Here is a 19,189-nt window from a genome sequence, read left to right on the forward strand (position 1 = left end):
CGCGCATAAGGGAGGGCGGTATGGCAGCAAACGGCAAACCTCCTGGCGGGGAGCAGTGATATTCGGCGGCAAGCGACGCCTGCCGCATGCCGAATTTGCGATCCGCAAATTAGCGGCAGCCTTCTCAACGGTTGTCTCGCGAAGCGACGGCAACCTGGGTGGATGCCAGGCCGGTCTTCGCGGAAACCATTCAGTCACGCCCAAGGTCTATCTGACCTATGGGGCTCGTCGGCGCCGGCGAAGCCGACATCGACTGGGATGTCGCCGGGGCGATCGGCTACCGTTTCAACGACCGCATCTCATCGGTCATCCGGTACCGGGCACTGGGCGTCGACTACAGCAACGACGACGGTTATCGATGTCCTGCAGCAGGTCCGATTCTGGGACTCGTGGTCCGGTTTCAACGGCACAAGGAATCCGATGGATTTTGACTGCGCCCTTACCTTGCAGCCACGCTCCCCGGAGACGTAGCATGCGGGCAGAACAGTTGCCCATAAAAGGGCGAGGAGCCAACATGTGCAGTTGCGGCATTCAAAACTCGAGGCACTCATGAAGAACAAGCTACGGCTCAGGTTCTTGCCGGTTGTCGTCGTGCTCTTGCTAGCGCTCTTGCAGGGAACTTCGCTAGCGCAACAGCCTTCCCCCGATCTTCCGCCCGAAAAGGCAAAGCAGTTCCTCGAGCTTTTGTCCGATCCGCAACTAAAGGCATGGCTCGAGAGAAAGATTCCAGCGGCCACGGACAAGCCCGGCCTGTCCATTTCCGAGGACATCTTGAGCCTGGAGGCGGGTATTCGTGCCCGTATCGGTGCGCTCGGCGCCGCGGTCCCGCGCCTTCCGGAAGAACTGTCGCGCGCCGCCGAAATTGTCTCGCGTGACGTGAACTCCGGCAGGCCAGGGCTGGTTATGGGCATCTTGGCGGCCTTGATCGCGGTCGGATTCGGAGCCGAGTGGGCGGTCCGACGAGCGCTCGCCAAGACGAGGAGCGCGGTTGCTCAGGAAGACGCCGGACAAGCGATCCTCTTCGAGACTGTCGCCCTGCTGACTTTTGCGCTCGCCAGCGCCGGTTCGTTCTTGGCATTCGGATGGCCACCTTTACTCCGCAGGATCATTCTGACCCTGCTTCTTGCGTTCATCGCGTTCCGTATCGTTCGCGCGGCAGCCCGATTGCTGTTTGCGTTCGGCGGTCCGACGAGCGACCCCTCGGACAGGCCGGTTCCGCTTTTCGAAAGCGAAGCTTCGACCCGTTTCTGGCGGTGGCGAGTCAGCCTTGTGGCCGGGTTCCTGTTGTTCGGCTGGGCGATCGCCAGCCTCATGCCTGGCCTGGGCTTCCCTCAAGAGGTCGCGGAGCTCGCCGCCTTCCTGTTCGGGCTTGGCATTCTGGCGACCGCAATCGAGGTCGTCTGGCAACGGCCCGACGGGCGAGGCTCTCTGGTCAAGCAATCGTTTCTCACCTTGTTCCTGATCGTGCTCTGGGTGGCTTGGGTCGCCGGCTTGCTCGGCGTCCTGTGGCTTGGAATTTTCGCCCTGGTGCTGCCGACAGCCTTGCGCGGCGTCGGCGCCGCGGCACAGGCATTCGCCGGCAGGTCGAAGCGCAGCGGCGCGATGGGCGTCGTACTCAACGTGCTCATTGTCAGGGGCGCCAGGGCGGCGGTCATTGCCGCGGCGGTCGCATGGCTCGCCCATATCTGGCGGATCAGGGCCGCGAGCCTCACCTTCAGCGAAACCGACGGCTTCCTGATAACCGGGCTGCTCCACGGCATCATCATTTTGCTGATCGCCGACCTGCTCTGGCAACTGTCGAGGGCGTTGATCGAATATCACACGAACCTCGCGCCGGCGGATGGGAGCAGCGCCGACCAACTGGCCCGCAGCGGCCGGCTGCGCACGCTGTTGCCGATATTCCGCAACGCCCTTGCCGTGTTCATAGCCGCGGTCACCGTGCTGACGATCCTCGCTGGGCTCGGCGTGCATATACTCCCGCTGATTGCCGGCGCCGGCATCTTCGGCATCGCCATCGGCTTCGGCTCGCAGACCCTGGTCAAGGACGTGCTGAGCGGCGTGTTCTACATGATGGACGACGCCTTCCGGGTCGGTGAATACATCCAGAGCGGCAGCTACAAAGGCACGGTCGAATCCTTCAGCCTGCGTTCGGTGCGTCTGCGGCATCATCGCGGCCCCATATATACCGTCCCGTTCGGTGAGCTCGGGGCGGTCCAGAACATGAGCAGGGATTGGGTGATCGACAAGATCACGATTGGCGTGACCTATGATTCCGACGTGGACCTGGCGCGCAAGCTGATCAAGAAGATCGGCCAGGAACTGGCAGCCGATCCTGAATTTGCGGCTGACACGATCGAGCCGCTCAAGATGCAGGGCATCGACAATTTCGGGGACTATGCGATCGTTCTGAGGATAAAGTTGACGACAAAACCCGGGGCCCAATTCGGCATCAAGCGGCGGGCATACATGATGATCAAATCGGCATTCGCGGAAAACGGTATCAAGATCGCGGTTCCCACCGTTCACGTCGAGAGTGGCGGGGAGACTGCGGCCGCTGCTCATCAGGCAAACCAAACCCTGAAAAAGAGCAAGGCCCTCTTGGAGGCGGTGAGCGACTCGCCATAGAGCTGCGCGCTCGAAGGTCCAATTGCGAAAGCAAAACCAAAGGAAGCCGAATTTGGGGCCAATCGATTATGGTTGGTGATGACAAGGGCAGGCATGACTTCTGAAATTCGCCGATCATGACCTGCGGCACAGAGCATGGACCAGTTCCTGCGTAACGGCGCTACCTGCTCAGGTACTTTAGCAGCTTGCCGGCGCTCAGCGTGCGGTGGTCGCCCTCGCCATCGAGGACTAGCTGCTTGGCCACACGGGAAGGCGCAAAAATCTGCCTGTAGGATACTGTAAGTTACGTTTCACGTCGTAAGCCAAATGCGCATAACTTCTCTCAAGAAGGGCGGGTTCATCCCGTGCTCCGGATGTACCGAAGGGAAGTCTCATCAACGACGGAAGCTGGACTGTGCCGCCCGTCAAGAAGGTGAGCTGACCCGGCACGGGCCGTCCCGCACGGATTTCATTTGCCCATCCTAGATGCGCTGTAGTCTGCGACGCCGCTTGCTCTCATCTCTAAGGAGGATTTTCAGTATGAACGCCAATCGCATAACGAGTATGATATTTTTTGCTGGAGGCCTTGCCCTCGCGACTGCGGGTGCAATGGCGCAAGAAGCCGCCAAGAAGCCTCACGTGCCGCTGGAAAAGACCATCGGCCAGGTCAAAGCGACAGGCGCCGTCCCATCCCTCGCCGTCATAAATTCGCAGAGCGCCAAGCTTGACGGCGGCAAGCTCGTCCTGACCGGCGTTTCGAAAAACTCGATCGTATTTGCCGATCGGCCGGTGCGGGCCGCCGGCCATGTCACCACCGAGCAATTCATCATGCAATGGGATGAAGGCAAGGACAGTTTCGCTATCGATCCCCCGAACGCAACGCTCTCAGTCCTTGGGGGAGACGGTTCAGAGGTGAACGATGCCGTGGTTACCCTCAAGGCTCCGAAGCTTGAGGGAACCACGCTCACATTCGACGTTGCCGTCTTGGAAGGTAGTCTGAACAACGCGAGCGGTCCGGCAGCACTTTTCATTGATGCCTTTGCGTTTCGCGGACCGGGCGGCGGCGGCTTCGCCCATGTGGGCGGCTACGGTGGTGCGGTCTGGCATGGTGGTGGATACGGCGGCGGCGCCTACTGGCATGCTCCCGTCTATCATGGAGCTTGGTATGGTGCTGGCGCTGTCGCGGGAGCCGCAGTTGCCGGGGCTGCTATTGGCGCAGCCGCTGCTGCTGCGCCCTATTACCCGCCCCCGGCGTGCGGCTACTATCCCTACCCGCCCTGCTACTGATGCAATTGAAAGCGGTCCAACTCATAAAACCCTGCGCCGTCGCCATCCGTGTCGCCTTCGACACGGATGTCGAACCGATCCGCAAGCTGTTCAAGAAGATCGGTGAGGAGATTGCCGCCGACCCCGAACTGGCGCCCGATCTCATCGCCCGTTCAAGAGCCAGGATCGGGGACGTCGAGTACGGGACGCTGATCATCCAGACGAAATTCACAGCCGAGCCAGGCAAGCAATCGATGATCCGCCTCGCGGCGCTGAAGCCGGTGTCACAAGGCATTCCGCGAAACGGAATTCGGGCCGTGCCCAAGCCCCCTGACCGGCGATGCGGCGGCTCCAGCATGATCGCACAGCAATTGCCAGGAGATGGTTCGCGTGAAAAGTCGCTTTGAACTGCTCGCAGTGATCGCCCTTTGCGCGATGGCGCTGACGGCGTGCGTCGGCGTGTCATCGAAAGAATTGCAGGCGCTGGGATCGACGGTGACGCCCGCCGATGTCGATTTCACAGAGCTTTTCGCTTATGCCGGCAGAGCGAAAACGGCCTATGCGACGGAAGCAGTCATCCGCGCCAAGTATCCGGCCACGGTGCGCGTCGGCTCGCCCGGCGCCACCGATGCCCAGTATTTCGTGGAGCGGGACGACAAGACGCGGACCCAATATATCGCGGTCCGGGGGACAGCCAACAGGAAGAATATTTTCGAAGACATCGAGATCAGGATTCGCCCGGACCTCGAACTCGGCCTGCCGATCCACTCAGGCTTCGACGCCACCTCGCACGCCCTCTACCTCGACATGAAGCCCTCCCTCAAACAGAACTACAAAACGTTCGTGACAGGACACTCGCTTGGCGGCGCGATCGCAGCGATCCTTGCGATATACCTTGCTCGGGATGGCTACGACGTTGCTCGGGTCGTCACCTTTGGCCAGCCGAAATTCACCACGGCGGTCGGCGTCGAGCGAATAGGGTCCCTTTCGATCACACGTGTCGTCGACGAAAACGATATGGTGCCGATGTTGCCGCCTGTGACAGCGCTAATCAACCGCCTCCAAGGATCCTACGAGCATGTCGGGCCGGAAGTGATCTTGCTGGACGGCCCTCATTATGTGTTCCTGCCAAGCCATAATGCCGACCGCATTTCCGTTGGAGAGTTCTGGCGTTCGATCAGCTTTGCTGACCTCGCCGATCACCATATGGACAACTATCTGAACAGGCTCTCGACAAAGGCCACTGGCGCCGTCGCGGTCTCCTACAACGATCGCGAACGGTACATAACGCCAAAGAAGAAGCACGCTTCGAACTGAAGGAGCCCCGTGAATTACTTTCAGCGGTTGCCACGAAGCGGGGGCGAGCATCCACCATGGGTGAGCCTTCGCGTGGGTCGCTGCTCGGATTCCATAGTACCCTTGGGTCCCTCCACGCCCGCTACATGAACATTGAATCAAAGCGCTCAATGGTCCAGAACGCTGCGATCGTCCCGATGACGTAGGCTGAGGCGACAACCGCCTGCCGCGGCAATTCATAAACGCGCCGGACCAGATGGATGGCGAGCAGCGCGACGGCAATGAACATCAGCTGGCCAAGTTCGACGCCGACGTTGAAGCAAAACAGCGCCAGCGGAATGTTCCCTTGGGGCAGGCCGAGATCGACCAAAGCACCGGCGAACCCGAAGCCGTGCGGCAATCCGAACACGAATGCCACGGCCCACGGCCACGCTATCGTGAGACTGGTTCGGCCGCTCCATCCGGATGATCTCGGCGCCGATCAAAACGATGCTTAAGGCGATCATAATCTCGACTGGCCCCGAAGGCAGGGCGACCCACCCGAGCGTGGCGAACGTGAGTGTGATCGAGTGCGCGACGGTGAACGCGGTGATGGTTTTCATCAGGGTTCGCCAGTTGCGCACGATAAGCATCAACGCAGCGACGAACAATCTGAATTGCCGGTTTTGAGCGGCAATCGCTTACCGAAGTCATTGAACCTTCGCCTGAAGATCGAGCGAGCGGATGGAGGACCCGCTCGATTCGACTGTTTTCCCTATTGCGCCAGTTCGAACTCGCCCGGCTTCCAGGTCTTGTCGAACCATGATTCCAGCGGGCCATAGAGGCGAAGAAGAACGTTCCAGCCCTTGCCGGGAACTGTCTGGATCCAGTTGGCCTCATGGCCTTCCGGCGCTGTCGGGCCGAACCAGACATCGACCGAGGAGTCGGCGTTGATCACAATGTTTTTCTTGTCGCTGCCGATGCTGGGGAATTGCTGGTCCGTCTGCAGCATCGAACGCGTCTGGTTGTCATACACAACGAACGACCAGAATTCTTTTGCCGGAATGTTTGGCGGCAGGTGGATCTTATAGGTCTTGCCGCCATCGAACGGCTTGCCGTCCTTGTCGGTCGTGGCGCCGGCGTATTGCGAACCGATGCCGACGCGCTTTATCGCCATGGCCGGCGTGATGCCCGTCGCATATTAGTGGAACAGGACGCGGGCATCCAGGTAGCAAACGCCAGGCTGCAGAAGAAACTCATAGCTGCCGCCGACAAAGCCGGTGAACCAAGCACTGTCCGGATAATAATAGGCGTCCTTCATACGGGTCTTGAAGGTGATGGTGCGCGCTGTCGCGTTGCCGACGGCCACTGCCTCAGTGAGGATCTTCTTCATCCTCTCGTCGGGTGCGAAGGGTTTGCCTTTTACAATGCCGATGGCGGCGAGCTGTCCCAGCACTTCCGGGTGGTAGGCCTCGTTCGGCTCATACTGGACGATGTTGTTCACTTCCTCGTAGAAATGGAAATCATTGGCATGGATGGTGTTGTACTCCTTGTCAGACGTATTGATGATTTTCATTGGCGGCGGATTGCCGACGTCCGAAAGAGGATACACCTTGGCGAATTTCTTGGTGTTTTCGACCGCAATTGCGGTGCTGCCATTTTCGAGGAAGCCACGCCAGAAGAACAGATTTCCGTAGGTCGACGTCCGCAATACGAAATAACCTTCGGGGACCTCGCCCTCGTAGCCCGGCGGCAAGAGCAGGTATTTTCCACCCTTGCCCTTGTCCGGACCGGCATTGCCGACATCGCCGACATATTGGAACCAGTGATTGTCGATCATGCCCAGGATATTGGGCGGCGTCTCGATGACCAGCGGACCGGCCTTGGTGTCCAGCCACATCAGGTTGTAGATGCTTTCGGTGTTGCCGGTCAGGTACAACGAATGCGAGTCCATGAGGTTTTCGAAGATCAGAATGGTCTGGTTGTTGTCGGCGCCCTGACTGGCCAGTCCAACCCGCAGGGCTTCAACCGATGCGCCGGGCATGGCGTTGAGGAAGGCATCGACGCCGCGCATGAAGTCGAGGTTGTCGTAAAGCTTCTCCGAAGTGGCGTCATCCGGGAAGCCGTCGAAAAAGTTCAGCTTGCCAAGCCTGGTGTCCAAACTCTCCGGCGTGATGATCGAATCCGGTATCGGCGTCGTCATCTTCATCTTGGGCGCTTCGGCGGACGCAGTGCCCAAGCCCATCAGTACCACCGCGGCTGTGGCGCAAAGCAGTCTCATCGTACGTATCATTGCTCTCTCCTCGTTGACGGCGCCCTCATCGGCACCACGCGTCAGCCTGGTCGGGATAACTATTGCGCCACTTCGATACCGGGCGGCTGCCACGTCCCTTTGCCAGCCGGCAGAATCGAAGGCGCTTCCGTCTTCGGCCAGTACAGGCGCATCACGAGATAGATCGTGTCGTTGGGTGCAGGCAGCCAGTTAGCTTCCTTGTCCGCGCCGGGGCTGTCTTTCTGGATCAAGAGGGTCAGCGAGCCATCCTCGTTCTTCTTCATGCCGGGCAACATCGGCGAGTTGATGAGGTAGCGGTTGATCGGGTTCTTGATCAGGAGCTGGCTCTTGCCGTCATACATCGTCACCGACCAGAAGGAGTTCACCGGCGGGAGTTGTCCGACGGGAAAGGTGATGGTGTAGTTGTGCTTGCTGGCGTCGAGTGTTTCGCCTTTCGCATCCGTGCGGGTAAGGGGATACATGGCTTCCACGGCATCGTTTCCGTAGAGACCCGCCTTGGCACCGGCGGCGCGTTTTAGCCAATCACCCTTGTAAAAATTGCGGTCGCCAAAGAACGAACCGACGCTCCAGCCGTTGATGATTTCATTCCCGCTGGCTGCAAACTTGGCGACCTTGTCATCGCCATCCTTCATGCCAAGGCCGATTTCCAGCTTGTGAGCGATCGGAAGGTCCTTGAAATCGAATGATTTACCCGGGCCCACACCAATACGTACGAGCTCGGCACGAATGGCCTCGTCCTCTTTCGTGGACGGCACGAACTCGAGGGCAGCATCGAGATAGTCGAAGAAATTCTCTTTGATGCCCTGCTTTGTGGCCGGCAGGAAATCGATCTTCGGGGCGGCTGGGGGTGCAGGCTGCTTGAGGAAGGTCGACAGCGGCTCCGCCTTGTAGCCGGCCTGCACCTTTTCCACGTTCGGCATATCTTCGACGTTGATAAGCTGGGTGCGAAAGTTGGCGAATACGAACGGGGTGGTCGAGGAAAAGACCTGGTTGATGCCGGCGGGCTTCTCGCCTTTCCAGTCGGGTCCGACAACGAGATAGGAGCCCGGATCGTTCCCCGTCGCCCGGCTGCCGATGTAGCCAAAGTTGTAGGTATTGCCGTCAATCAGCTGCACCGAATAATAGCGCTCCTTCTCCACCGCCGGCACCGAGATCACCATCGGCTCGGCGCGCAAATCCAGCCACAGTATGGAGTATGGCGCGTCGCTGTTCGGCGTGACGATCGCCGTGTCTTCTAGGTCGCGACGTGGTGCATGTTGTCGATTTCGTTGAACGGCGCCTTGAACTGGCTGGACTTCGGATCGACTGCGAACTCGTTCATGACTGCATAATTCATCACGAGCGGTAAGCCGTAGATGAAGCCTTCCTCGGCGATGCCCTTGGCCTCAATGATGCCGGGGTAGCTCTGCGCCATCAGCAGGCTTGGGTTCGCAATCGCGGCGCAAGCGGCAATCGCCGCGGCTGAGCGAAGTAGATCTCGCTTTGTCAACATTTGCCGTACTCCTTTATTGTTCGATGAGTTATCGAATTCGTTCGTTTCATAAGTTTCGCGCCGGCAGGCTGCGCCGGTCTTCTCATTTTTTCGGGAACAGAAGTGTAATTCCGGTGCGAAAGCCCCACCCGTCCGGGCCGCTGTCGGGGCTTTCAGCCCAGTAGCGGACGCCGGCGAAGAGGCTGATCGGCTGCTTATCGACGACGACGAGCTTCGAGACCTGGAAATTGACCGGAACGGACCATGTCTCGGCCTCCCAATTGTAGCTGCTCTCGGTGTTCAGCGTGAACGTCCAGGCGTCCTTCGTCGTGTAGGAAACGAAAGGCTGCAGGAAGGTCGAGCTAATGTCGCTGCGGTCGTTGTCGCCGGCGAACGACCAGATGTGGTTGGCCAGCATTCCGACCGTCCATCCGTGGCTCTGCTTCAGCACGACCGCGGTCGGGCCGGCGCCCCATTTTTCGCCGCCGAGAAAATCGTCGGTTGCGGTGGGGAACAGAAAGACCGGACCGGCTCCCCAGATGATGCCGCCTTCGGTCGGGGCCTTCGGCGAGAAAAAAAGGCTCTGGGTGATGTCGCCAAGGCCGAACTGATCACCTGACGGGCCCGCTATGTCCTCCTGCCAGACAATCGGCAGGATGGTGCGGGATATCAGGTTCCAGTCGTCGTTGAGCGTGATCGGGATGACCGGCTGCACATTGACGAAGGCCTTTTCGCCATCGTTCGGCCCGTAGCCGCTGTCGTAATTGAACTGGAACGGCACGCTGATCAGTGACGCGATCGGGTTCGACAGCTTCTTGGCGAGTTCCTGCGTGTCGTCCTGGGCAGACGCCGCGCCTGCAAAGAGCAAGGCTGGGACCAGAAAGGATGACGCTCGCAGGCACCGACTAATCAGCGGTCCGGGCGCGGCTTCACGAGCCGGTCGGTGTCCCGCAATGCGGTTCCGACTTCCTCGCTCAACCTGCTTATCAATTCTTGCCATTCGGCTCCCCTCGTCTCGTGCAATTTCACCGCAACGGTGTAGACCTTCGACAATGCGTCTTCCGTTTCGCAAGTTCTTCGCACATCTCACTAACGGTCTCGTTTCGGTCCATCCAACAGCGGATTGAGAATTCCGACTGCGGAACCGACGCGCTGCCGCTGAAACTGCCTTTTTGTGCCTTTTGCCCGATACTCGCCAGCATTGCGCCACGTTATCAAAGCAACCTAGGCTCGGCATTCGTGACGTGCCAGCCGCAGCATGTAAGTTACGTGGACCAACCCGTAATTGACGAGGAAACCAGGCGCGGCGGCGGGTCGAAAACCTCAACACGAGAGGGTACGGTGATCCGGGCGGATGCCTCCGCAGGAAGGAAGTTCAATCCCCCCTGCGGAATAATGTCGTGCCCAACTCCACCGGATCGCCAGCGGTATACCGGGGGGCCCTCGCTCCCCAGCCAGCGCTGGAGCGTACGTTTGCCTTGGGCTGCGCGGCCAGAGTCTCCGGGGCCTGGGAAGATGTTAGGTGGGAACGCGGGATGCGTCAGCCGCTGAGATCACTCTGCCCGCCATCTCCGACTTCACCAACCGGCAGCGTTTACTGGTGGCCAACCATCGTGCAGAAGTCGCCATGCCCCTGGTCATCAGTGGCTATGTCGCCGCATTCCTGCGTTATCGCGGTGCGATCCTCGTCTTTCAACGCCGTCCACGAGGCCTTGAAGTCGGCTTCCGACTTTAAGGTCTTCATATCGGCAGCAGTGTAGAAGGGCGCCATTTTAGTCGGTTCGTCGAGGGCGCCGCCGTGCTCGGCAAGTGCGGCGCCGGTCATCATCGAAAGCGCCATCGCGCTCGTGCAAAGCATCTTGAGGTTCATGGTCATTTCTCCCGTTTGATTTTTAAGATCGTCCAAGCAGCGATCCATGCAGGAACGCGTCACCCTGGCCGATTGATTTGCTTTAGGGAACGTAACTAACTGTATCCTACAGATAGAATTACAGACTATAGCGATGTCAGGGTTGTTCATATTCGGCTGGACGCGAGCGTCCTGGTAAGCCTCATGACCGATTTCGGCAACTCGAGAATTGCGGGCCGCGTGATCCTTCCATCCGCTATCGGAGAGACGCCGATTGCTGACTTCGTGGGCCTGCCGCGCTTAATTCTCCGAGTAGAATACAGTTAGTTACGTTCCGCCACGTCAATTGATCCGCCAAAGTTCACGGGAGGTGAAGCAAACCCTCGCTGGGACTGCAGGCAAAGGATCGGAAAATGACCAACAGGACGGAGCCCCACCGGCGGCCTCCGATCTCGCTGCGGGCGACACAAGCACCTCCTCGTCCGGCTTACGGGCGCTCACTTTAGCCGCCTGCTATTGAGCTGATCGAAGACCGTTGCGCATTGAAGGATGGAATTGCCCATGCCGCGTCGAACCAAAACACGGACTGCCACAACGGTCGTACTAGCTCTCGCCATCATCTATTTGCTCCTCGCCTATTTTGTCGTGCCGGAAATCTGGGTGTTTCGAGATGCCTCACGCGTAGCGGACTTCGGCAGCATGCTCACGCATACCGAGCAGGATATCCCGGGCGATCCGATCAACGTCGGGCTCGTCGGAACAAAGGAAGAGGTCATTCGTGCATTCGTGGCAGCCGACTGGGACCCCGCCGACCCCATCACGCTCCGTTCTTCCATCGATATCGGTCTCAGCGTCGTGCTCCGTCGACCCGATCTGGATGCCCCTGTCAGTGCCTTGCTTTTTGAGGGGCGGAAGCAAGACCTGGCTTTCGAAAAACCGGTCGGAGACAGCGCGGACCAGCGCAATCATGTGCGTTTCTGGCTGACTAAGAAATTGGGCAGCGATGGCCGTCCGCTTTGGCTGGGTTCGGCCAGTTTCGATCGCGGCGTCGGACTTAGCCATGACACCGGCCAGATCACTCACCACATAGGCCCCGATGTCGACGCGGAACGCAATATGGTTATCGGCGACCTGACGGCGGCCGGACAGCTTTCCTCCAGTTACGAGATCCCTGGTGCCGGCGCCACCAAGGACGGCCGCAACGGCGGTGGCGATCCGTATTACACGGACGGGAAGGCCCTCGTTGGTGTGCTGAACGGAGCTTCGCCTAATTAGCCCGCCAGAGCGGATGCGCAGTCCGCGTTTATGTACATGCTTTTCGCAAGAGCAATGGTCGCAGCCGCGATCGCACCATGATGGCGCAGCGGCTTCGGCTCCGGTCAGATCATCAAACGCTTGGGGATCAAGCTTCGCGTGACATTACCGCGTCAATCGGCTGTTCGCGGATACAGCTTCGCCAGCAACAGCCCCGACTACGTAACTTACATACTGATACTGGCACCATCAACAAGACTATGCGCACTCTAGCGCATAAGGGGCGGCGCTATGGCAGCAAACGGCAAACCTCCTGGCAGGGAGCAGGCCTATCCGGCGACGCCCTTCTGCATGCCGAATTTGCCGAAAATTGCTGAGCCGTAGAGAACTGGCCAAGAACCGGTCGAATCGATCGCCTCAACTTTACGGCGTCGATGATTGTAACCACCGATAGGCCTACGCTGTTGGGCTGAAGTGAATGGATTTTGCTTGAGCACCCGGATCACGCTGCTGTTTCCGAATAAGAATCGCCGGATGCTGGATTGGAGATGAAACATGAGCCAAGTAATAAAGTCCCACGGTAGATCGCGACCGCGATTTATCGGAATAGCGGCAGTCTCAATCGGGCTAGCGCTTTCCGTTTCGCCGTCGTGGAGTCAGAACGTGATCGACGCCGACGCTGACGCTATCCTTGTGGCCATGACGAACCAGCTCAAAGGCTTGCAGGCGTTCACGGTAGACTATGACACCGATCATGAGATCGTCGACCTGGCTGGCCAGAAGTTGCAGTACAGCGCTTCCGGCTCCGTCCAGGCGTCCCGCGGCGACGGCTTTCACATGACCCGCAAAGGCCCTTTTGCCGAAGTAGAACTCACCTTTGACGGCAAGGTAATCTCTGTCCACGGCAAGGGCATGAACGTCTATGCACAGTTGGACAGTCCTGGAGCGTCGATTGATGAGGCGGTCGAGGAATTCAGGGTGTCGACCGGGCTCGACGTCGCGGGCGCCGATTTTCTGGTCACCGATCCTTATGCCGTTTTGACCGAAGGCGTTACGTCGGGGAGATTGGTCGGCGACGCTTTTGTCGGTGGCGTCGAGTGCGATCAACTGGCTTTTCGCAATGACGACGTGGACTGGCAGATCTGGATCAGCAAAGGCGACCAGAAACTGCCTGTCAAATATGTGGTCACGACGAAATGGGTGACGGGCGCGCCGCAATATTCGTTGCGGTTCAGCAACTGGAAAGCCGGTGGGCTCGACGCCAAGCTGTTTTCGTTCAAGCCTCCGGCCAACGCGAAAAAGCTGGAACGGATAGACTCCGATGAGGTCGGCGAACTTGTACTGGAGGGCAGCAAATGAACGCGCAGCGCATGTTCCGCAAACATCTCTTGGTCGCCGCTGTTATGACCGCGTTTCTTGCAACCGATGGCCTGGTGGGCGGTTACTTCATTTCGGCAGGTTCAATCATCTCCAGCGCGGAAGCGCGCGTCGGCAGGCCGCTTACGCCCGGTAGCGTCGCCGGCGTTGCACGGCGCACAACGCGCCGGGTCGTCCGCCGCTCGACGATCTATGTGGCGGCGCTCCCCCCCGCCTGCGTCAGGACTAGCATCAACGGCGCTACGGTTTGGCAGTGCGGCGGGACATACTACCAGCCCTATGGCGGCCGTTACGTCGTCATCTACGTGGATTGACCGTAGCCGCCCAAAGCGAGGAGGGTCTCGAATAGCGCTACGACGAGTGGGGCTGCAGCGACGGTCGGCGGCGTTGCCGGAATGTTGACGACCGCCCCATTGCCGCAGTCGACCTGAACACGCGCGAAACGACGCCGACTATCCGCTTCAACCGAAGAGCGGAAACGAGACGACCGTTCGCAAGGGGCTACACCAGAATTGGCGTTGGGCAGCAAATGGAACGACCATTGTGAGCGACAATCCAATGGCGGACGCGGATATGACATCGCTCACGACAGGTCTCGAGCAACTTGCGGGACACTTTGTAGACGGCTTGCACTTGCGGTTATCTCTCAGAAACGGTCGCCATGGGGTCAAACCGGACATCATGCCCTCGTTGCGGATGTTCTGACGAACATAGTCGCACGGCAAGACGTTGGGCGGCGTTCGTATGTGTGCGTAGGTTACAGTTATTTACGTTCCCGGATGTGAGCCGATCGGCCAAGGTCACTACAGCGCGCAATAGCGTTGCCCCGCAGGATGACAGCTGCCTCTGGAGCATTCGACTAGGTACCATAACCAACGAAAAATTAGCCTGACACAAGGGGAATACCAATGCAGAAATTCATGACACTCATCGCGGCAACGTCAGTAGCACTTTTGTCTACGATGGCAGCCTACGCACAAGATCAAAACCCCCTTCCCAAAGCCAGCGATGTGCTTGTCCGGTACGGGGACGACGTCGAGGGCTGGACCGTCTATGCCAATCAAACGCGCGGAGATTGCTTGATCGTGCACTCAGATGGCCCAAATTCAGTGCAAATGGGCGTTACCGCAAATCACGAGGTCGGGTATCTTGGCGTGTTCACGAAGGAGGATATCGGCCTTCAGAACGGGAACAAGTCGGAAATCTTCGTCTCCATCGGCGGCCGTCTCTACGAGGGTGTGGCCACCAGCACGAGCGGCGAACTCAAGGGCGGATATTCTGGCGGCTACATCTTGACCGACGACCCGAATTTTAAGCGCGACGTAGCGAAAAAATATGAAATGATCGTGTTTCCGGAAACCGAGGGGACCTTTGTCGTCGATCTGAAGGGGACTTTCAAGGCAATGGCAATGGGCCGCAAGTGCCTCACGCAATGACCTCCGCTCTGACCACTCATTTGCCTTTCATGGGTCCGGAACGCGAGGTTGGCGGGTGGAACAGAATTGGCAATTCTGTTCCACCCGACGCCTAGTCGGGCGCCGGGCGCGGTGTTTTCTTGGGTGGCGCGGAGCACCATGGTCCGCCGGGCGCGGTCGGCGCAAGCGTCCTACTTGGCTTAGTCGCGGACTTGTTCGCAATGTGCAGATGGAATACTATTGCATCGCAGCGAAACCGCACGATATCCCACAAGCAACGTGACGTTGTCCTTTTTCCAGGAGCCTTATTGTCACCGATTTGTCGGCGGAGTTCGCTCGGAACGCCACGTAGAAGCAGACAACTCCAGACGGCAAGAAGCGAGTGAACTGCAACCGCGGGCCAAAGCATGACGCCGATCGTCGTTAGGACTGCACCCGCGTAGACGAAGAGAATTGAGACGGCCGTGTTGTAAATCAGAATGCCAATAAAATAAGCGCTCCACCCACGAGGACGCGCGGGACATGGTCAGAGACATCGCCACCGCCACGCGCGCCAGTGCCGCGCGAGCGGCTTCGTTCTAGGGGCGCCCAGCGGAAGTTTCGGGGGCCGATCTGAAAGCGTCGTTTAGTCAGCCGCAATGTCACCCGGATGAACGCTCCCGCCAGTAATCTCATGAGCGCTGAGGGAAAAGGTCCGGTCACGGAAAAATGGCAGGCAACTCTGCCCGCCATCTCCGACTTCACCAAACCGGCAGCGTTTACTGGTGGCCAACCATCGTGCAGAAGTCGCCATGCCCCTGGTCATCAGTGGCTATGTCGCCGCATTCCTGCGTTATCGCGGCGCGATCCTCGTCTTTCAACGCCGTCCACGAGGCCTTGAAGTCGGCTTCCGACTTTAAGGTCTTCATGTCAGCAGCGGTGTAGAAGGGCGCCATTTTCGTCGGCTCGTCGAGGGCGCCGCCGTGCTCGGCAAGTGCGGCGCCGGTCATCATCGAAAGCGCCATCGCGCCCGTGCAAAGCATCTTGAGATTCATGATCATTTCTCCTGGTTGCTTTTAACTTCGTCCAAGCACCGATCCATGCAGGAACGCGTCACCTTGGCCGATTGCTTTGCTTTAAGGAACGTAACTAACTGTATCCTACAGGTGGAATTGCAGGCGGGACAAAGACAGTCAGCCTTGATGACAGTCAGTTCGATGTCCGCGAGATCTTCGAGGCCTCAATCTGCAAGGCGTGTACGATCTTGTAGCGACTACGATCCGGTCAAGCATCGATCCATGCAGGAGCGCGCCAGGGGCGGGTTTACTTAGCTTCTGTCACTTGAGCTGCTTGATCTGGTATCAGAACCACCCGGTAGGTCACGCCCTCGCACTTCAGCAGGTAGACGGTGTGATTGGGGGCGGACTCCGCTTCGATACGCTCAGCCGAGCTTGGATTGTCGCAAGGAAAGGCCTGGCTTCGGACCTGGTCGCCAACGATCCTTACGTCAGCGCTCTGGTCTTGGGCTGTGGCGGTCGCAATAAGACCTCCGAGACTGACCGATAAAAGAACGCGCGTGGCGAGGGATCGAATCCACAACGATCTTGGACGGCTATTCATTGCGCTCTCCTTGGCACGCGGCACGCAGTTTCCCGAAGCGCCGCTGCTCCGTGCCCCCAAACTGATTCAAAAGGCGGCGAAAGCCTAAACTGGCGCACTGCAGCCGAGACTGCTCTTCCTCTATCAGGCGGTTCGTCTTCCATCCTCATGGCGCAATTCGTGTTTTCCCGGGACAGCAGTAGCCTAATAGTATGGAGGCGGTAGCGGAATGTAAGTTACGTGGGTGACAGGGTATTTGCTGAACATCCCGCAGCGAGCGCGGTCGGCATGAACGCCCATAAAAGGCGCACAAGGCAGGGTACACGGCCTTAGGCAAGGCAATCCACGAATGGACGGCAGTAACCGCGACCCACGACAGAGCCAGCCGGACTGAGGAAAGGGCGCTGCTGGCTGTATGCGGTATCCTACGGTCAGGGAAGGTGATCGCCGGCCCAAGGCCCGATATCTTCTAAGATCGGAGGCGCGCGGTGAGCACGATCTGGCAGAGCATATGTGGAAAGGATTGGACCGGCTTCCGCGTCATGTAACTTGGACGGCCGCGCTTAACTCGGTGTCCATGTTTGAGAGGTTCGCATTAAACACCGCTAACGGAGAACAAACGCTGATTTGTTGGGCGATCATTATGATCGCCGCCCGGGTCACTCGCAGTCTACTTTGCCGGCTATGGAACGAGCAGGGAGCGCTTCCCGGCTTTGGCGGTCTTGTGTCGCCCGCCGAAGCCAGGATCGGGCGGCCGCTCACGCCGTTCAGCGTGACTGGCGTAGCGCGGCGCACGGTACGGCGCTGCGCGGTTAGTATGTACTATTGCTAGGCAGAAGCGCGGGTGGACGCAATTCTGGCGTGCGCCCGCCTCGCCCTTGCCGAAGTACTGCAATTCTGCCCGTAGCATACAGTTAGTTACGTTCCGTCGGCTCAAGCAATGGGGCAACGTCATTGGAATGCGCCAACCGGCGCCGTGAAACTGGCGATCGCCGGGTAGGCGAAGTTTTTGAACGACAGCAAGCAAGTGAGATGGGAGTGCCGCATGGCCAACAGACTGAGCGTTCTTAGCGGAACAGTCCTGATTGCCGTTCTTGTCCAAACCGGGGCCGGGCAGACGCAAACCATCAGCTATGCCGACGCCGCAACATTGCTTGCCAAGGAGTGCGGCGCCGACGTCAAGAAATTCTGCAAAGGCCTCAATCTCGGCAACGGGCGAATCAAGAACTGCCTTGAGGAGCATCAGGCGAAGGTCTCACCGGCCTGCACCTCGACCATGGCCGGCGTAATCGCCTCGATCCAGCTACGACTGGCGGCGCAGGCAAGCGTCGACAAGATCTGTGCTCGTGATGCGGCCCGGGCCTGCAGAGGCGTGGTCCCGGGGAAGGCGCACATTCTTGGATGTCTCCTGAAGGCGACGCGTATCGTCGGCGCGAAATGCAGTCAGGCCATCACCGATGCCGGATGGCGGTGACCCATGTTGAGACCGGGAGAAAAGAAAATGTCCATTCGTCGATTTCGCAATACCTTGGCGCTGACCGTTCTACTGGCCGCCGCCGGCGACGCCGGGGCTCAGCAGTTGAGTGAACATCAACTCGTCAACACGTTAGGACAGGTCGCCGAAGCCGCAACAGCGATCGACGTCGCGATGCTTGCGCAAGAATTGGCTGCCAATCCGGGCAAGGGGATTGCCAGTCTGCCCCACTGGAGCCAGTTGGCGACCCTCCCGCAGTTCTTTGTCGAGATCAACTTCGAGAACAACTCCGTCGCAATCGAACCCGGGTCTTATAGGACGCTTGGCTTGATCGCTGACGCGCTCCACCATCCGCTGCTGCTCCGCTACAAATTTCTTGTCGTTGGGCACACCAATGCCACAGGCGATGCCAAGCACAACCTTGACCTCAGCGCACGGCGCGCTGGAGCCATTGCGGAAGCTCTGGGGACGACCTTTTCGGTGGCACCGAATCGCTTGTTCTCAATCGGAGTGGGATCAGAGATGCCGGTCGACCCCGCCAATCCGAAGGCAGCGGACAACCGTCGGGTTCAATTGCTCAATATTGGGTTGGTCAAGTAGCTCCGCGGGGGATCGGGAGGTGCTGTGCTTCCTTCAAGCAATCGAACTCGCATTCATTAGGCTAGAAAGACAACTCGATGGACGAAGGATCAACTCCCAAGCCGGTATTGGAAATTGTTTTCGGCACATTGATAATGATTGTCATTATATTCGTCCATGGCGCGGGAATTCGGACAATCCATCAGCGCTTCAGCGAGTCTTGGGTTCAGGTGAATGACACCACGGCATATTGGCGCCTCAATCTGTTGCTCGCCATCACGATAGGGTCTCTGGCAGCCTTGCATTTCGCCGAAACGCTCCTCTGGGCCATCCCTATATTTTTGGCCGAATCAATCCCGTCAATGCGTGATAGCTATTACTACGTCCTGGAGAGCTATACGACGCTCGGCGAGGGCAGCATTAGTTTGCCTGATCGATGGCGTCTGGTCGGACCGATCATAGCGATGTCTGGGTTGTTCACATTCGGTTGGACGGGGAGCGCCCTGGTAAGCATCATGACCGATTTTGGCAAACTCGACAAAGTGCGGGCCAAGGACTTGAGGGATCGCGGGCTTCCTAAAGGGACTGAGCCAGAACCATGACCACAGGTCAGTGGACGGCATTGTCTCCCTTCCCGAGGCGACGACAAACGGGTTCCACCACTGAACGGATCAATGTTCGGCAGGCGCAAGGGGACGTAGTGTGCTAAGATTTTCAATGAGGAGCGCACCCCGAGCAGACGCGGTGTCGATAA

Annotated in this window: 17 protein-coding genes and 3 pseudogenes; 13 read left to right on the forward strand and 7 right to left on the reverse strand. The window is 58.8% G+C overall.

Annotated elements, in window-relative coordinates; all coding sequences use genetic code 11:
- Window positions 1-218: 218 nt before the first annotated feature.
- From NKH36_RS09670 to NKH36_RS09690, 5 genes are all read left to right on the forward strand, one after another.
- Window positions 219-431, forward strand: coding sequence for a hypothetical protein (locus NKH36_RS09670; protein WP_502912000.1), 213 nt, complete (start codon window positions 219-221; stop codon window positions 429-431).
- 118 nt (window positions 432-549) lie between these two features.
- The gene (locus tag NKH36_RS09675) at window positions 550-2,625 is read left to right on the forward strand and encodes a mechanosensitive ion channel family protein (protein ID WP_352957614.1); all 2,076 of its coding nucleotides are present in this window, start codon (window positions 550-552) and stop codon (window positions 2,623-2,625) included.
- A gap of 519 nt (window positions 2,626-3,144) precedes the next feature.
- Window positions 3,145-3,891, forward strand: coding sequence for a hypothetical protein (locus tag NKH36_RS09680; RefSeq protein ID WP_352957616.1), 747 nt, complete (start codon window positions 3,145-3,147; stop codon window positions 3,889-3,891).
- A complete protein-coding gene (locus NKH36_RS09685; RefSeq protein ID WP_352957618.1) occupies window positions 3,891-4,277 on the forward strand; it encodes a hypothetical protein in 387 nt (128 codons plus the stop codon). The genes NKH36_RS09680 and NKH36_RS09685 overlap by 1 nt, the downstream gene beginning before the upstream one ends.
- On the forward strand, window positions 4,261-5,187 hold the full coding sequence (locus NKH36_RS09690) for a lipase family protein (RefSeq protein WP_352957620.1): 927 nt from the start codon (window positions 4,261-4,263) through the stop codon (window positions 5,185-5,187). Before NKH36_RS09685 ends, NKH36_RS09690 begins: the two co-directional genes overlap by 17 nt.
- A 121-nt stretch (window positions 5,188-5,308) precedes the next feature.
- Here NKH36_RS09690 and NKH36_RS34810 read toward each other — a convergent pair.
- The 5 genes and pseudogenes from NKH36_RS34810 to NKH36_RS09720 all read right to left on the reverse strand — a co-directional run.
- Window positions 5,309-5,816 (reverse strand): annotated as a pseudogene (locus NKH36_RS34810) (HupE/UreJ family protein); the annotation flags it as partial.
- 104 nt (window positions 5,817-5,920) lie between these two features.
- A pseudogene (locus NKH36_RS09705) lies at window positions 5,921-7,438 on the reverse strand (DUF1254 domain-containing protein).
- A 59-nt stretch (window positions 7,439-7,497) separates the two neighbouring features.
- Window positions 7,498-8,930 (reverse strand): annotated as a pseudogene (locus NKH36_RS09710) (DUF1254 domain-containing protein).
- A gap of 82 nt (window positions 8,931-9,012) precedes the next feature.
- A complete protein-coding gene (locus NKH36_RS09715) occupies window positions 9,013-9,777 on the reverse strand; it encodes a transporter (protein WP_352957624.1) in 765 nt (254 codons plus the stop codon).
- 726 nt (window positions 9,778-10,503) lie between these two features.
- The gene (locus NKH36_RS09720) at window positions 10,504-10,779 is read right to left on the reverse strand and encodes a hypothetical protein (RefSeq protein WP_292717214.1); all 276 of its coding nucleotides are present in this window, start codon (window positions 10,777-10,779) and stop codon (window positions 10,504-10,506) included.
- Window positions 10,780-11,319: 540 nt separating this feature from the next.
- Here NKH36_RS09720 and NKH36_RS09725 point away from each other — a divergent pair.
- On the forward strand, window positions 11,320-12,033 hold the full coding sequence (locus tag NKH36_RS09725) for an LssY C-terminal domain-containing protein (protein WP_352957626.1): 714 nt from the start codon (window positions 11,320-11,322) through the stop codon (window positions 12,031-12,033).
- Between the two features lie 308 nt (window positions 12,034-12,341).
- Here NKH36_RS09725 and NKH36_RS09730 read toward each other — a convergent pair whose 3' ends face one another.
- Window positions 12,342-12,518 carry a hypothetical protein gene (locus tag NKH36_RS09730; RefSeq protein ID WP_352957628.1) on the reverse strand — a complete coding sequence of 59 codons (177 nt, stop codon included), beginning with the start codon at window positions 12,516-12,518 and terminating at the stop codon, window positions 12,342-12,344.
- Window positions 12,519-12,675: 157 nt separating this feature from the next.
- On the opposite strand from NKH36_RS09730, the gene NKH36_RS09735 reads away from it, so the two are divergent.
- The 3 genes from NKH36_RS09735 (at window position 12,676) to NKH36_RS09745 (ending at window position 14,825) form a co-directional block, all read left to right on the forward strand.
- On the forward strand, window positions 12,676-13,371 hold the full coding sequence (locus NKH36_RS09735) for a DUF2092 domain-containing protein (protein ID WP_352957629.1): 696 nt from the start codon (window positions 12,676-12,678) through the stop codon (window positions 13,369-13,371).
- Window positions 13,368-13,703 carry a hypothetical protein gene (locus NKH36_RS09740; RefSeq protein ID WP_352957631.1) on the forward strand — a complete coding sequence of 112 codons (336 nt, stop codon included), beginning with the start codon at window positions 13,368-13,370 and terminating at the stop codon, window positions 13,701-13,703. The genes NKH36_RS09735 and NKH36_RS09740 overlap by 4 nt, the downstream gene beginning before the upstream one ends.
- 594 nt (window positions 13,704-14,297) lie before the next feature.
- A complete protein-coding gene (locus NKH36_RS09745) occupies window positions 14,298-14,825 on the forward strand; it encodes a hypothetical protein (protein ID WP_352957633.1) in 528 nt (175 codons plus the stop codon).
- A 737-nt stretch (window positions 14,826-15,562) separates the two neighbouring features.
- On the opposite strand, the gene NKH36_RS09750 is transcribed toward NKH36_RS09745, so the two are convergent.
- The gene (locus tag NKH36_RS09750) at window positions 15,563-15,838 is read right to left on the reverse strand and encodes a hypothetical protein (RefSeq protein WP_352957635.1); all 276 of its coding nucleotides are present in this window, start codon (window positions 15,836-15,838) and stop codon (window positions 15,563-15,565) included.
- Between the two features lie 1,187 nt (window positions 15,839-17,025).
- Here NKH36_RS09750 and NKH36_RS09755 point away from each other — a divergent pair.
- From NKH36_RS09755 to NKH36_RS09770, 4 genes are all read left to right on the forward strand, one after another.
- Window positions 17,026-17,214 carry a hypothetical protein gene (locus NKH36_RS09755; RefSeq protein ID WP_352957637.1) on the forward strand — a complete coding sequence of 63 codons (189 nt, stop codon included), beginning with the start codon at window positions 17,026-17,028 and terminating at the stop codon, window positions 17,212-17,214.
- Between the two features lie 213 nt (window positions 17,215-17,427).
- Window positions 17,428-17,856 (forward strand): cysteine rich repeat-containing protein, encoded by a 429-nt coding sequence (locus NKH36_RS09760; RefSeq protein WP_352957639.1) that lies wholly within the window; start codon window positions 17,428-17,430, stop codon window positions 17,854-17,856.
- 27 nt (window positions 17,857-17,883) lie between these two features.
- Entirely contained in the window at window positions 17,884-18,456 is a 573-nt protein-coding gene (locus tag NKH36_RS09765) for an OmpA family protein (RefSeq protein ID WP_352957641.1), read from the forward strand.
- A gap of 77 nt (window positions 18,457-18,533) precedes the next feature.
- Window positions 18,534-19,037, forward strand: coding sequence for an ion channel (locus NKH36_RS09770; RefSeq protein WP_352957643.1), 504 nt, complete (start codon window positions 18,534-18,536; stop codon window positions 19,035-19,037).
- The last annotated feature ends 152 nt before the right edge of the window (window positions 19,038-19,189 follow it).

Source organism: Mesorhizobium sp. M1312 (assembly GCF_040318115.1).
Taxonomy (GTDB): Bacteria; Pseudomonadota; Alphaproteobacteria; order Rhizobiales; family Rhizobiaceae; genus Mesorhizobium.

What these genes read in the sequence shown, in the direction of transcription:
- NKH36_RS09670 (WP_502912000.1), top strand. Translation starts at nt 219, where the DNA reads ATGGGGCTCGTCGGCGCCGGCGAAGCCGACATCGACTGGGATGTCGCC.
- NKH36_RS09675 (WP_352957614.1), top strand. Translation starts at nt 550, where the DNA reads ATGAAGAACAAGCTACGGCTCAGGTTCTTGCCGGTTGTCGTCGTGCTC.
- NKH36_RS09680 (WP_352957616.1), top strand. Translation starts at nt 3,145, where the DNA reads ATGAACGCCAATCGCATAACGAGTATGATATTTTTTGCTGGAGGCCTT.
- NKH36_RS09685 (WP_352957618.1), top strand. Translation starts at nt 3,891, where the DNA reads ATGCAATTGAAAGCGGTCCAACTCATAAAACCCTGCGCCGTCGCCATC.
- NKH36_RS09720 (WP_292717214.1), bottom strand. Translation starts at nt 10,779, where the DNA reads ATGAACCTCAAGATGCTTTGCACGAGCGCGATGGCGCTTTCGATGATG.
- NKH36_RS09725 (WP_352957626.1), top strand. Translation starts at nt 11,320, where the DNA reads ATGCCGCGTCGAACCAAAACACGGACTGCCACAACGGTCGTACTAGCT.
- NKH36_RS09740 (WP_352957631.1), top strand. Translation starts at nt 13,368, where the DNA reads ATGAACGCGCAGCGCATGTTCCGCAAACATCTCTTGGTCGCCGCTGTT.
- NKH36_RS09745 (WP_352957633.1), top strand. Translation starts at nt 14,298, where the DNA reads ATGCAGAAATTCATGACACTCATCGCGGCAACGTCAGTAGCACTTTTG.
- NKH36_RS09750 (WP_352957635.1), bottom strand. Translation starts at nt 15,838, where the DNA reads ATGAATCTCAAGATGCTTTGCACGGGCGCGATGGCGCTTTCGATGATG.
- NKH36_RS09755 (WP_352957637.1), top strand. Translation starts at nt 17,026, where the DNA reads ATGATCGCCGCCCGGGTCACTCGCAGTCTACTTTGCCGGCTATGGAAC.
- NKH36_RS09760 (WP_352957639.1), top strand. Translation starts at nt 17,428, where the DNA reads ATGGCCAACAGACTGAGCGTTCTTAGCGGAACAGTCCTGATTGCCGTT.
- NKH36_RS09765 (WP_352957641.1), top strand. Translation starts at nt 17,884, where the DNA reads ATGTCCATTCGTCGATTTCGCAATACCTTGGCGCTGACCGTTCTACTG.
- NKH36_RS09770 (WP_352957643.1), top strand. Translation starts at nt 18,534, where the DNA reads ATGGACGAAGGATCAACTCCCAAGCCGGTATTGGAAATTGTTTTCGGC.